This is a genomic window from Herbaspirillum sp. GCM10030257 (assembly GCF_042666555.1).
GTDB lineage: Bacteria > Pseudomonadota > Gammaproteobacteria > Burkholderiales > Burkholderiaceae_D > Noviherbaspirillum.
In genome coordinates this window covers 1-13,831 of the sequence record NZ_JBHTDH010000023.1, presented here as the reverse complement: position 1 = coordinate 13,831, position 13,831 = coordinate 1, and the positions used below count along the sequence as shown (strand labels likewise).

The following is a 13,831-nucleotide window of genomic DNA, read 5'->3' as shown; positions in this document are numbered from 1 at the left end:
TGTAGTCATCCATGCCGCCCTGGCGGTATGGCACTTATCCGAGCCACATTTGCCGACGCAAATCGCTAACGGGTAAATCATTCTGTCATTAATCATGAAAGAAATCTCTGACTCTGTTTAACAAAGATTTTGATAGTCCTTATATCGGTATTCTTATAGTGCCTATCCAGGATGGGGCGTTTTATGGCTAAGGTTTTAAGGCTGATCGTGTGCAATACATTCCGTTTGACGCGGCTTCCCATTGAGGTTGCGGGCAGTCCATATGCCAGGAAACGGCAACGGTACCCGAGAAAATGCACTTTGATCAGTTTTTGAAATACTGTCTGCCTCCTCAATTGGCTGTTGACATGCATTGAAATACAAAATATAAATGTAGCCGTGAGTGGGTAGAAGCGATCAGCTGAAAATTTGACGGCGCAATGCTGTGAATATTTGGTGGGAGATTGCTCACTGGTGATGCTCTCGTACGATTCGCCTGTCGAAAAGGCGGGTTGGACGAGCCACAGTGAAGTAATCTTCGCCGAGAGCTGCAATGCTGAACTCATTCGTCTGCCATAGCAACAAGCCTGTAACCAAACAGGCTTTTATCCCGGCATCGTTAATTTCCTTATCTGGCTCTTCCTTCAAGGATATGGCCACGCCGCAGAACAATTGGTGTGCCCGTACCACGTCCGTCAGTCATTACTCGGCACTGCCCGTTCAGCTCGACCAGAGCCTCTATTTCGACATGGTGCGGCCGGCGCTTTCGGCCACGCTGACGTTTGCGCAAACCGCCACACCGCTTTATCTGAAATTCGCACCACACATGACTGTCACCTGCGCTGACTCAGTCACTACCCCCTGTCCCTGAAACGGGATATTTAAACATTGTCGGAGGAAACATGACAGACACTACAACCCTCACCAATTACGATTCGGCCGTAACGAAGCAGGTACCGGTCACGATCCTTACCGGATTTCTTGGTTCCGGCAAGACCACCTTGCTCAACTATATCCTCACGCAAAAGCATGGGCACCGCATTGCCGTCATTGAAAATGAATTTGGCGAAGTCGATGTCGATTCGGATCTGGTGTTGACATCGGACGAGGAAATTTATCAGATGACGAACGGCTGCATTTGCTGTGTCGTCGATGTGCGTACCGACCTTGTCCGCATCCTCCAGAAGCTGCTTTCGCAAAGCGAAAAATTTGACCATATCCTGGTTGAAACGAGCGGCCTGGCCGACCCTACGCCGGTCGCTGCAACCTTCTTTATGGACAATGATGTGGCACGCCAGGTTAGTCTCGATGGTGTTGTTACCCTGGTTGATGCAGTCCACATTGAAAGCCATCTGGATGATCCGAAGCTTCAGGGAATGGACAACCAGGCTGTCGATCAGATTGTGGCAGCCGACCGCATCATCATCAACAAGACCGACCTGGTTGATGCGGCGACTGTAACCGCACTCGCGGAACGTATTCGCAAAATTAATGAAGGTGCGCAAATTCTGCGTTCAAGCCATGCGCAGGTCGACCTGACCGCAATCCTCGGGATCGGTGGTTTTTCATCCTCATCGCCCGTCATAGCGGACCCGCATTTCCTTGATGAGCACGAGCATGTCTGTGACGATGCGTGCGGCCATGATCATGACCACGGCGACCCACACGGACATGTGGACCACGGCCATATGCACGATCCATCGGTAGCATCGGTATCGCTGGTATTCGATCGGCCATTCGATCGTCAGAAGCTTTCTGATTACTTGCACGCTTTGGTGGCGGAGCATGGCGATGACATCTTCCGCATGAAAGGCATCATCGAAATCGAAGGTGCAAGCAAGCGCTATGTGTTGCAAGGGGTACACCGTATCCTGGAGCTTAAGGCGGCAGATGCCTGGGAAACCGGCGCGCGCTCCAGCAAGTTCGTCTTTATCGGTCGCAATCTGGATCGCGACGAGCTGCGTTCGGCACTGCAGGAATGCATCGATAGCGCAATCGTAACAATCTAAAAAACAACCTAAAAAGGTCGGACGGCACGCTCAGCGTGCCGCTAAAGAACCGGGTTTCGAGGAGATAAAGTGAACGAAGAGAACAAGGAGCCGCGCCTGCTGTTACGCGGCATATCAAAGGTGTATCCATCGGTTGTCGCCAACGATGGTATCGACCTCCGCGTGATGCCGGGTGAAATTCATGCGGTTCTCGGCGAGAACGGTGCCGGAAAATCGACGTTGATGAAGATTATCTACGGCGTCACACGGCAGAGCGCAGGAGAAATGTTCTGGGAAGGCCAGCCGGTTCAAGTCGAAAGCCCTGCGCATGCACGCGCTTTAGGGATTGGCATGGTGTTCCAGCATTTTTCCCTGTTCGAGACGCTCACTGTGGTGGAGAACGTTGCGCTGTCCCTGCCAGGCAAGCCGGACTTGTCGTATCTGGCGCGCCGGATCGAAAAAGTATCAGAGCGTTATGGTCTTCCGGTAGATCCTAATCGCATCACGCATGCACTATCGGTCGGCGAGCGGCAGCGGGTCGAGATCATCCGCTGCCTGCTGCAGAATCCAAACCTGCTCATCATGGATGAGCCAACCTCGGTACTCACGCCGCAAGCGGTTCGCAAATTGTTTGAGACCTTGCGCCAGCTCGCAGCCGAAGGACGCAGCATTCTGTACATCAGCCACAAACTCGATGAGATCCAGGAGTTGTGTCACACGGCCACGGTTCTGCGCGCCGGGAAAGTCACCGGTTCATGCATACCATGCGACGAGACGCCGAAGTCCATGGCTCGACTGATGATCGGAAAAGATCTTCCGGTGTGCGAGCATGGCCCCAGCAACCATAGCGGCGAGATCCGGCTGCGTATCAATCACCTGTCGCAGCCGTCTGACGATCCTTTCGGCGTCGATCTCAATGACATTGAGCTGGATGTGCGTGCGGGCGAAATCGTCGGCATTGCCGGGGTATCCGGAAACGGCCAGCAAGAGCTGCTCTATGCGCTGTCAGGCGAATCCCCAATGCGTGATAAGGCGGCCGTACAGATCTGTGGTGTGCCGGCGGCTGACAAGACGCCAGACCAGCGTCGCAAGCTTGGAATGTGCTTTGTACCTGAAGAGCGGCTTGGCCGGGGTGCCGTGCCGCGCATGTCGCTTGCCGAAAATGCGTTACTGACGGCCTACGACCATGGAATGCTGAATCGAAATCTGATCCGCACCGACGTGATGCAGGCTTTTGCAAAGGAATGTATTGCCCGCTTCAACGTCAAGTGCGGTGGCCCAGATGCCCAGGCGCGTTCGCTGTCGGGGGGGAATCTTCAAAAGTTCATCATGGGGCGTGAAATCATGCAGAAACCCAAACTGCTGATCGTATCGCAACCGACCTGGGGCGTAGATGTAGGTGCGGCAACCTTTATCCGCCAAACTCTGATTGACCTGCGCAATGAAGGCGTCGCAGTGCTGGTGATCTCGGAAGAACTGGATGAACTTTTCGAGGTCAGCGACCGGATCGCCGTCATCGCCGGTGGCCGTTTGTCACCGACGACACCGACACGCGAGACCAACGTCGAAGAAATCGGAATCTGGATGAGCGGCATGTGGCCAAGTGCTGCCGGAGCTGCTGGTATCAATGCCGATATCGGCACGAGAGAGGTGAAACATGTTGCTTAAACTTGAAGCCCGGCCCGAGGCGTCGCAGCGCATGCGATATCTGTCGCCGTTGATTGCGGTGGCACTGACGCTCGCTGGCAGCCTCGTGTTGTTCGCATTGCTCGGCAAAAGTCCCTTAGAAGGCTTCAAAGTCTTTTTTATTTATCCGATGCGTGACCTGTATAGCATTTCGGAAGTCTTGCTGAAGGCGACACCATTAATGCTGATCAGCGTTGGTCTGGCTGTAGGGTACCGCGCCAATGTATGGAATATCGGTGCGGAAGGGCAATACATTCTAGGTGCAATTTTTGCAACCGGGGTGGCGCTGTACTTCCAGGGCGTTTCCAGCATGTGGGTATTGCCGATGATGCTGGTCGCCGGCGCGCTTGGCGGTGCGTTATGGTCGGCAATACCGGCGCTGCTGCGGACCCGATTCCGGGCGAACGAAATCCTGGTCACGCTCATGTTGGTCTACATTGCGCAGCTGACGGCTTCATGGCTGGTTCACGGGCCATGGAAAAATCCGGACGGGTTTAATTTCCCGGCCACGTATATGTTCGACGACTCGGCATTATTGCCAATACTCATCGAAGGTACACGTTTAAACATCGCCTTTCTCATCGCTTTAAGCGCCTTGTGTGTCGGCTATGTGTTTGTGCAGCGCAGTTTCTATGGCTACCAGATGCAGGTGGCAGGACAGGCTGAAGCCGCTGCTCGCTACGCCGGCTATTCAGCCAAGCGCACGATCTGGATCGGCCTTCTGGCAGGAGGCCTGGCAGCAGGAATCGCCGGGATGACCGAAGTCGCCGGGCCGATGGGGCAGCTTACCGAGAGTATTTCGATGAACTACGGGTTTGCCGCCATCATCGTTGCCTTCGTCGGCCGGCTGAATCCGGTCGGTATTTTGTTCGCCAGCATACTCATGGCGATGCTGTATCTCGGTGGTGAGCAGGCCCAGCAATACATGAATCTGCCATCGTCGATATCCAAGGTTTTCCAGGGCATGCTGCTGTTTTTCCTGCTCGCGGCAGACCTGTTCATCGGCTATCGGCTGCGCTTCAGCAATAACCTAATTTTTGGAAAGTCATCATGGAAAGCCAGCTGATTACCTCGATCATCTCGGCCACGATTATCTGTGGCACCCCATTAATCATAGTTGCGATAGGCACGTTGGTCGCGGAAAAATCTGGTGTATTGAATCTGGGTGCGGAAGGAATGATGTCGGTTGGAGCGATCGCTGCATTCGCGGTCGCGTTCTCCGGTGGAAGCCCATTCTTTGCGGTGCTGGCGGGCATGGCGGCCGGGTGTGCGATGTCGCTGCTGTTCGGCTTCCTTACCTTGACAATGCTGGCTAACCAGGTTGCTTCCGGTCTGGCACTGGCCATCTTTGGTGTTGGGCTGTCCGCTTTTATCGGCAAGCCGTTCGAGTCGGCGCCGATCGATATTGTGCCGTCCATCCGGATCCCGTTCCTTGCTGATATTCCGGTGATCGGCCCGGCGCTGTTCAATCACCAGTCGCTGGTCTACTTTTCGTGGTTGCTGGTCGCTGCGGTGATCTGGTTCCTCTACCGAAGCCGCTGGGGACTGGTACTGCGTGCGGTCGGCGAGTCGCCGACGGCAGCGCATTCGGTGGGTTACAAAGTGAACGTGCTGCGGTATGCGGCGGTCGCCTTCGGCGGTGCCATGGCGGGTATCGGTGGCGCCTACATGTCGGTGTACTACACCCCGCTCTGGGCGGAAGGCATGGTCGCAGGACGTGGCTGGATTGCTTTGGCGCTAGTGGTGTTTGCGACATGGCGCCCAATGCGTGTGGTGCTGGGTGCATATCTGTTCGGTGGCGTCATGATTTCTCAACTGTTTGTTCAGGGCTCGGGATTAAAACTCGAGGTTCCTGCGCAGTTCCTGTCCGCACTGCCGTATGCCGCAACCATCATCGTCCTGGTGGTGATTTCGCGAAATGCCAATACGATTCGGCTCAATTCGCCGGCGTCACTTGGACAACCATATCGCGCAGATAGTTAAGTACCGATTTGCTTGGCGTCAAGGCGATCACTGGACGCACCTGGATTGGCGGGCACGATCGCTGTATTCGAGTCTTTGGTTTGTGTCATTCACATTTTTAACGATAAGAAAACAGGAGATAACATGTCATATGGTCACCCCCACGCACGTCGTTTCTTTACCAGCCTTTTCGCAGGTCTCGGCATTGCGGCTTCCGCAATGGCTGACGAGCCGCTGAAGACGTGCTTCCTCTACTCGAATCCGATCGGCGAAAGCGGCTGGACCTATCAGCATGAACTGGCGCGCAAGGAACTGGTTGCGGCAGTCGGTAATAAAATTACAACCAAGTACGTAGAAAATATTGCGGAAGGACCGGATGCAGAACGAGTGATCCGTAATTTCGTGCAGGAAGGATGCAAAGTTATTTTTACGCCATCGTTCGGCTTCATGGAGCCAACGGTCAAGGTTGCACGCCAGGCGCCGAACGTCATTTTCCTCAACGGCAGTGGCTATAAAACCGCATCGAACCTCGGCGTATATAACGCCCGTTATTACGAAGGCCGTTATCTCGAGGGCGTTCTGGCGGGCGCGATGAGCAAGAAGGGTGTGGTCGGCTATGTCGGTGCGTTTCCGATCCCGGAAGTGCTGCAAGGTTTGAACGCGTTTGCACAGGGAATGCGCAGCGTGAACCCGAACGCGCAAATCAAACTGATCTGGGTGAATGCCTGGTATGACCCAGGCAAGGAGCGCGACGCGGCGAATACGCTGATGAAGTTGGGCGCCGATGTGATGGCTTATGCAACATCCGGTGTTTCTATTGTGACTGCGGCAGAGGAAAAGGGCGTTTATACGCTGGGTTACTACTCCGATATGTCGAAGTTCGGACCGAAGACCAACCTGACCTCCATCATGCACACCTGGGGACCGTATTACGTCAAAGTGATCGAAGACGTGCTTGCCGGTCGCTGGAAGTCTGGCAACGTGGTCGGTGGATTACGCGAAGGCATGATCCGGATGGCACCTTTAAACCCGGTTGTTCCTGCCGATGTGCGTGAGCGTTTCGTGCGTGCAGAACGCGACCTGATCGAAGGGAAACTGCATCCGTTTGCCGGTCCGGTTATTGATCAGGATGGCAAGGAGCGTGTTCCCGCAGGTAAGGTATTAAGTACGGAAGAACTTAACACCATGAACTACCTGGTACAGGGAATTGATGGAACAGTCCCGAAAAAATAATCGTAACTTTTAAACACTTTTTAAGCACTTTATTTCACCACATGCCGCGTGGGTACACGCGGCAGCAATGGCAACATCACCCTGCGCTTCGCTTTGCTTTGTCTCACGAGCGCAGGGTGTCACAGGATAATTGATATGACGAACAGTATTCTCATCAAAAACGCAAACTCGATTCTTACTGGAATGCGCGGTGACGACGCGCGCAGCAAGGCCACGGATTTGCGGATTGAACAGGGCGTCATTACGGAAATGGGCCGCAACCTTTTACAACGGCCTGGAGACAGAGTTCTCGATGCAAGCGACTGCGTAATTTACCCCGGCTGGATAAACACTCACCATCACCTGTTTCAGTCCCTGTTAAAGGGCGTCCCGGCGGGGATCAATCAAACGCTTAGCCCATGGTTACAGTCCGTGCCGTTTATTTACCGTCGCTACTTCAACGAAGAACGACTTCGGCTGGCAGCGCGCATAGGCATCATTGAATTGATGCTTTCCGGATGCACGACCATTGCCGATCACCACTATATATATTATCCCGGTATGTCTTATGACGCGTCGGCGGCACTGTTCGACGAGGCCGAGGCGCTTGGCGTACGATTTATGCTCTTGCGCGGAGGCGCGACGACGACCCGGAAGCTGGAGGCTAACGACCTCAACTATGTTGAACCCGAGACGCTGGACGGGATGATTTCCGAAGTTGAACGCACGGCTTCGCGTTTCCATCAAAGCGGATTGCGGCCGCAAACACGCGTCGCCATGGCGCCCACCACTGTAACGGTGTCACTGCAGCGTCCCGAACTCAAACTGGTGGCCCGTGCCGCGAGAGAGATGGGCATCCCGCTGCATACCCATATGTCGGAAACAGTGTCCTATATGGAACATTGTCGCGAGGCGTTTGGTTGCCTGCCGATCGAATATCTGGCGGAAAACGAATGGGTAGGTCCAGACGTGTCGCTGGCGCATCTGGTACACCTGACCGACGTCGAACGCAACATCCTTGGAACGACCGGCACAGGTATGGCACATTGCCCGCAAAGCAATGCACGTCTGGCCGACGGAATTGCACCTGCACCGGCACTTGAACGTCTCGGTGCCGCCGTATCGATCGGTGTCGACGGCGCTGCGTCCAATGAGGCTGCGGACATGATTAGCGAAGTGCACTTCTGCTGGCTCGTGCACCGGGCACATGCTGGCGCTGCTACGTTGCCGCGTCCTCAAGGCGAAGGCGAAAGCGGTGCGGACAGTACGACCGTCGAACAAGTGATCCACTGGGCCACTGCTGGTGGCGCCCGTACGCTTGGCTTCGATGGTGTCGGCACACTCGCAATTGGCCAGGCGGCCGACCTCGCCATCTATGATCTTGATTCGCCACGCTACTTCGGTTTGCACGATATGGCCATCGGTCCGGTCGTGAGTGGCGGGCGCCCGAGTCTGAAATGGCTGATCATTGGCGGACGTATCGTCGTGGAAGACAACGCTATTCCCGGTGTCGACATGGCGGCGCTGCGCGCCCAAGCCCGTACTGATGTTATGCGCATGGTCGGAGATATCTGAACCATTTAAGCGCGACTGATTTTGATTTTGAGGAGGCACTGGTCCAGGTGACGGTACCTCCTAACCGCGGTAATGCCGTCACCGTTGCCGTACGCGGTCAGCATGACGGCGGGTACCACTCACAGTGTCGAGGTAACCATGTTCACCTTGCCGGCCCATTTAGATATTCATTTGATCCGGATTCTGTACATGCTTCTTTGCGAGAGAAATGTCTCGCGCGTTGCGATGAAGCTGAATCAGCCGCAGTCGTCCATCTCGGTCTCGCTGCGGAAGTTGCGCGAACTCACCGGCGATCCCTTGTTGGTACGCAATGGCAGAGGTATGGTGCTGACGCAGCATGGGGAAAGTCTGCTGCATCCGGCACGACATATCCTGGAACAGACCGACCGCCTGTTCAAGCAGAAAGGTCCGTTCGTGCCGGAACAGGATGCACGCACCTTCCATATTGCGGCGCCGGATTACCTCGACAGTAACTTTCTGCCAAGTATTGTCGCCAATGTTTTGCGGTCGTCACCGAAAAGTAAGATCATCATCCATAGCCTGGCACCGGAAATGGATTACGTTCGCTTGCTATCGGACGGTAATCTTGACCTTGTTATTGCAAACTGGGAGGAACCGCCGCTGCATCTGCATGTGTCGAAGCTGTTCGATGATGAGATCGCTTGCATCATGCGTGGAGACTGTGCATACGCCTTGCGTACCGCCCATGATGGCATGACCGTTGACGACTATTTGAGCTTGCCGCATGTAGCACCGTCGCGGATGCTGCCCGGTTATGCCGGTGTTATCGAATCATTTCTCACCAGTCAAAATTTAAGCCGCAACGTCGTGGTGGAGTCGGCTTACTTTGCTTTGATTCCTTCCATGCTAACCCGTACGGACCTCGTACTCACGACAGGCCGGCAGTTCATGAAGTCATGGGAAAAGAAGCTGCCGCTCAAGAGCTTTATCGCGCCGGTAAAATTTCCCGTGATGCAGTTTTATCAGATGTGGCACGAGCGGGTACAGCATAGCCCCGAACACAAATGGCTGCGCGAGCTGGTTCGGACTACCGCAAAAGCGCTTTCCGAGAAGAAGCCGGAAGCTGAAAGGTGCTTGGTGAAAAATGAATATGCATGATATATCGATATCAGCACAACGGTCGCCATATGATGGGCCTACTTGCTTACCGGATCTCAGCATGATGCGGCGCGAAAAACCTTCGGATATGGTTGTTACGCTCGATCAGCTGAATGCGTGTGATCAGACGACCTTTGTGACGCTCCTTAAGGATGTATATTCACGTCACGACTGGGTAGCCGCACGAGCGGCACTACAGCGACCGTTCCCCACACTGTCTGCCTTAAAGCTTGGCTTGCAGCGGGTGGTAAACAATGCGACCCACGAAGAAAAAATCGAGCTGCTGCGCGGCCATTCCTATTTCGCAAAAGCCGGCGATAGAGCAGAAAAACAGGGAGGTGAGATCTGCGATGGCGGAGAGCTTGAACAGCTTAACTACAGTTATTGCGCGCGTTTTGATTTCCCTTTCGTGCTTTCGCCTGAGGGGGAGAGGTCGACCGGGCGTCGCGATGTCGTTGCCATCATCAAACGCCGTCTGTCAAATCAACGCGATGATGAAATCGCAGAAGCCTTGCATCACATCGGTAGATCCGCCGAGCTGCGTCTGAACTATCTGTTCAATCATGTGCCACATGTCGGCCATCTCGTCCTGGATTGGAGCGACACGCTGGGTACCTGGAGCGATGATGAGAACTGCCTGACCTGCGCATTCATGACAACCGCGCATCGCAAGACTGCGGTGCAACTGGCTGCCTGGATGCGCGAGTGCGGCATGGAAGTCAGCATAGACACGGCCGGAAACGTTATCGGGCGCTACGTATCCGCCGACCCGGCCGCAAAGACATTGATGATCGGATCCCACTATGATACCGCGCGCGATAGTAGCAAACTAAAGGGCCGCCTCGGCATACTACTGCCTATCGCCGTCGTCCGTCACTTGCATAGCCGTGGCGTGAAACTACCGTTTCACCTGGAAATAGTTGGTTTTTCCGACAGCATGGGGTTGCGTTTCAATAGCCCTTTCCTGGGAAGCAAGGCTTTGGCCGGACGTTTCGACATGCGTGCGTTGGATAATGTCGATTCCGAGGGATTGACGCTGCAAGCGACATTGCATGACGCCGGATACAACGCACAGCTAATTCCGCAAATTGCGCGTCGACGTGAGAATCTATTGGGTTTCGTCGAAGTGGCGATGGAAAATGGCCCGATATTACGCGGGCGAGGCGTGCCAGCCGGTGTCGTCTCTTCAATTGCGGGTAGCAGCCGTTACATGATCGAGCTGACGGGAACTGCCTGCCATGCGGGCAACGCACCGATGTCAATGCGGCGGGATGCCGCAGCGGCGGCGGCAGAAGTCGTTCTTCTCGTGGAAAGGTGTTGTAGCGGCACGGTATCGTTGTCCGGCACGGTCGGTGAGATCGAGATACCAAATGGCGCAGCTAGTGTAGTTCCAGGCGGCTGTCGTCTGATCCTGGAAGTCCGTGCCGCAAATAATGCAACGCGCGACCGGGCAGTGACTTCCATCATGGTTGGTATCGATGCGATTTGCTATCGACGCAATATGGACGTCAGCATTCAATGTGTGGAGCGGGTTGCTGCAGTCAACTGTGACGCCGGGCTACGCCGTCAGTTGGGTGAAGCGGCGATGCTCGTTGGCGTTACGCCGGCTGAACTTGCTGCCGGTACAGCCCATGATGCAATGGAAATGGCGGGTGTGACCGATGTCGCCATGTTGCTTATGCGTTGTGACAACGAAGGATCCGGCGAAGCTGCTTGTGAAAGCGTGTCGGCCGATGACATTGAAACTGCATGGGAGCTCATGCTTGCCTTCATACGTAACTTTGATCCGCAATCGTAGGCGACATCGCGCACAAGCTAAGGTTTGATGCGATGTGACGTGAAGCAAAGGATGCTTGAAAGGAAGGCAGCTGGATAAGCCGCCCACCTCGCAATCTGCATCCGCTCCATGGTGACCGAGAGGGGCACCAGCCGGATCAGAACCTGTGGCGCACTCCCAGGCCAAAGCTATTGCCGTTGTTCTGGCGTGTGATCCGATCGTTCATTGCAACCGCATACACGTCTGTTCGTTTGGACAAATCGTACACGTAGCCAACTGAGGTCGTATTGCGCTTCTGGTCCGCGCCGACGGCAATGCCGCTACGTTTAGTCTGAGCCCATGCAGCAAGTATCCGGCCTGTGCCAACGGGCGCACTCGCGCTCAGTGATGTCGTCTTGTCGTCGAAATCGATATTGTGTGACGTTTGCCCATAGGTTGCAAAGACCTTGACTATCTTGAAGTCATAGCTACCGCCGAGCATCCAGGCTTTTTGCCTTGCGGCAAACGCGCCGGAAGGCAATGGTAGATTGCCAGCCGGTTGCACATTGCCGACCGTAGCATTGAGCGGATTGTTCACTTCAACCTGATGATAAAACGCGGTCAGGCCGAGATCCCCAGCTGTGTAAAACAGGTTTGCACCGACGTTGTTAACGCCATTATCACCTGCGATTTCACCGAACTGGTAGTGAACGTTGGCACTCAGGCCGCCGATATTCGGAGTACTGTAAATGATCTCGTTGCTCCAGCCGGTGTCGCCCTGCACTGAGTTCGTCCAGCGCGAGGCATTGAACAGTGGTACATCCATATGCAAGATCAGCGGCGAAAAGGTAAACGAATCGCCGAACGCATTAAACTTGGCTGAAGGCAGAAAATTTGGTGCAAGGCCGCGTCCGAGCAACACTGAGCCAAATCCTCCGGATAACCCCACGCTGGCATCACGCGCCCACATGGTGTCCGATGCAAACCGCCCTACGGCGCCGGTATCGGTTTTAAAAAAGCTGGTCAGCGCAAACCGGGCGGTCAGGCCGCCGCCAAGGTCTTCAGTGCCTTTGAATCCGAACCAGGAGGTTGTCATGCCGCTACTGTTGACCACCGAACGACTTGCCGGATCGCCGGCATAGCGCACCTTTCCGGCGTACGCATCGACGAGTCCCCTAACGGTAACATTGGTTTGGGCCGCAGCAGTGCCGGTGAACGCATTCCCTAATACAGCCAGCAGCATGAGTTTTTTTAGTTTACCTCGGCTTTGTTGCATGACGTCTCCTGTTGTAATACAAGTTTTAATTTGCCGGGTCGCGTCCCGGCGCCGTAAAAAACGACTGAAGTGCGGAACGTTTTATCGATACGATCACGCGCTGGGATTACGGTGTAGTTCGCGTACTGCGTCGACCGCGCCCAGAATGGCTTCCGAGGTGGCGGGAGCGTTCAGCGGCGGGTTGACTTTGTAATCGGCGACGCTGGCAATCGCATCACGGATTGCAAAAAATGCGGAGAACGACAGCAGCAGTGGCGGCTCACCGACCGCCTTTGACCGGTGAATGCTGGCGGCTGCATTGCGGTTGTTAAACAGCGCGACACGGAAATCTTCCGGGCAATCGGAGATGCCGGGAATCTTGTAGGTCGATGGTGCATGCGTCATCAGCTTGCCGGACTTGTTCCACCACAGTTCTTCGGTGGTCAGCCAGCCCATGCCCTGGATGAATGCGCCTTCGACCTGGCCGATATCGATGGCCGGATTCAGGGAATTGCCAGCATCGTACAGTGCGTCGGCGCGCAGCAGTTTCCACTCGCCGGTCAGGGTATCGACCACGACTTCGGATACCGCAGCGCCGTAGGCGAAGTAAAAGAACGGATGCCCTGTCATGGTCTTGGAATCCCAGTACAGTCCGGGTGTGGCATAAAAGCCATCCGACCAAAGTTGAATGCGGGCGTTGTACGCATCTTGGACCAGGTCTGTGAATGCAATGGAGTGCTTCGCTGCATGCACCATACCGTTCGCAAAGCTTACGGACGGTATCGGGACGTTATGCCGCTGCGCCATGAAAGCCGCAAGGCGATATCGAATCTGGCGGGCCGCATCCTGAGCGGCCTTGCCGTTGAGGTCGGCACCGGTCGAGGCTGCGGTTGCCGAGGTATTGGCCACCTTGCTGGTATCGGTCGCCGACACCCGCACCCGGGACAGGTCGACCCCCAGTTCATGCGCCACCACCTGCGCCACCTTGGTATTGATCCCCTGGCCCATCTCGGTGCCGCCATGGTTGACCAGCACCGAACCATCCACATACACATGCACCAGCGCACCAGCCTGGTTCAGGTGGCTCACATTGAACGCAATGCCAAACTTGACCGGCGTGATCGCCAACCCTTTCTTCAGCACCGGACTGCCTGCATTGAATGCCCTGACCACTTCCCGCCGTGCCCGGTAGTCGCTGCTCGCTTCGAGCTCACCGACCAGTTCATGGATCACGTTGTCAACCACCTTCTGCCCGTACTGGGTGACATTGCGCCCCTCGGCATCGTTGCGGCCGTAAAA

Annotated in this window: 11 protein-coding genes; 9 read left to right on the top strand and 2 right to left on the bottom strand. The window is 55.2% G+C overall.

The features are described 5' to 3' along the window. Positions 1-532: 532 nt before the first annotated feature. The 9 genes from ACFQUU_RS23310 to ACFQUU_RS23270 all read left to right on the top strand — a co-directional run bounded on the left by ACFQUU_RS23310 (position 533) and on the right by ACFQUU_RS23270 (position 11,319). Positions 533-850 (top strand): hypothetical protein, encoded by a 318-nt coding sequence (locus ACFQUU_RS23310; RefSeq protein WP_382250513.1) that lies wholly within the window; start codon positions 533-535, stop codon positions 848-850. 31 nt (positions 851-881) lie between these two features. Beyond that, positions 882-1,988 (top strand): CobW family GTP-binding protein, encoded by a 1,107-nt coding sequence (locus tag ACFQUU_RS23305; RefSeq protein ID WP_382250512.1) that lies wholly within the window; start codon positions 882-884, stop codon positions 1,986-1,988. 69 nt (positions 1,989-2,057) lie between these two features. Next, positions 2,058-3,635 carry an ABC transporter ATP-binding protein gene (locus ACFQUU_RS23300; RefSeq protein WP_382250511.1) on the top strand — a complete coding sequence of 526 codons (1,578 nt, stop codon included), beginning with the start codon at positions 2,058-2,060 and terminating at the stop codon, positions 3,633-3,635. Continuing rightward, positions 3,625-4,719 (top strand): ABC transporter permease, encoded by a 1,095-nt coding sequence (locus tag ACFQUU_RS23295; RefSeq protein WP_382250510.1) that lies wholly within the window; start codon positions 3,625-3,627, stop codon positions 4,717-4,719. Before ACFQUU_RS23300 ends, ACFQUU_RS23295 begins: the two co-directional genes overlap by 11 nt. Then, complete coding sequence (locus ACFQUU_RS23290) at positions 4,704-5,636, top strand: ABC transporter permease (protein ID WP_382250509.1); 933 nt, start codon at positions 4,704-4,706, stop codon at positions 5,634-5,636. Before ACFQUU_RS23295 ends, ACFQUU_RS23290 begins: the two co-directional genes overlap by 16 nt. Before the next feature lie 123 nt (positions 5,637-5,759). Then, positions 5,760-6,848, top strand: a complete 1,089-nt coding sequence (locus ACFQUU_RS23285) for a BMP family ABC transporter substrate-binding protein (protein ID WP_382250508.1) — start codon at positions 5,760-5,762, stop codon at positions 6,846-6,848. Between the two features lie 135 nt (positions 6,849-6,983). Continuing rightward, entirely contained in the window at positions 6,984-8,402 is a 1,419-nt protein-coding gene (locus ACFQUU_RS23280) for an amidohydrolase family protein (protein ID WP_382250507.1), read from the top strand. A gap of 138 nt (positions 8,403-8,540) precedes the next feature. Then, positions 8,541-9,521 (top strand): LysR family transcriptional regulator, encoded by a 981-nt coding sequence (locus tag ACFQUU_RS23275; protein WP_382250555.1) that lies wholly within the window; start codon positions 8,541-8,543, stop codon positions 9,519-9,521. Positions 9,522-9,582: 61 nt separating this feature from the next. Beyond that, positions 9,583-11,319, top strand: coding sequence for a hydantoinase/carbamoylase family amidase (locus ACFQUU_RS23270; RefSeq protein ID WP_382250506.1), 1,737 nt, complete (start codon positions 9,583-9,585; stop codon positions 11,317-11,319). Between the two features lie 136 nt (positions 11,320-11,455). On the opposite strand, the gene ACFQUU_RS23265 is transcribed toward ACFQUU_RS23270, so the two are convergent. Then, positions 11,456-12,553, bottom strand: coding sequence for a porin (locus ACFQUU_RS23265; protein WP_382250505.1), 1,098 nt, complete (start codon positions 12,551-12,553; stop codon positions 11,456-11,458). A gap of 93 nt (positions 12,554-12,646) precedes the next feature. Beyond that, positions 12,647-13,831 (bottom strand): molybdopterin cofactor-binding domain-containing protein (locus ACFQUU_RS23260; protein ID WP_382250504.1); only part of this gene is annotated, 1,185 nt, incomplete at its 5' end.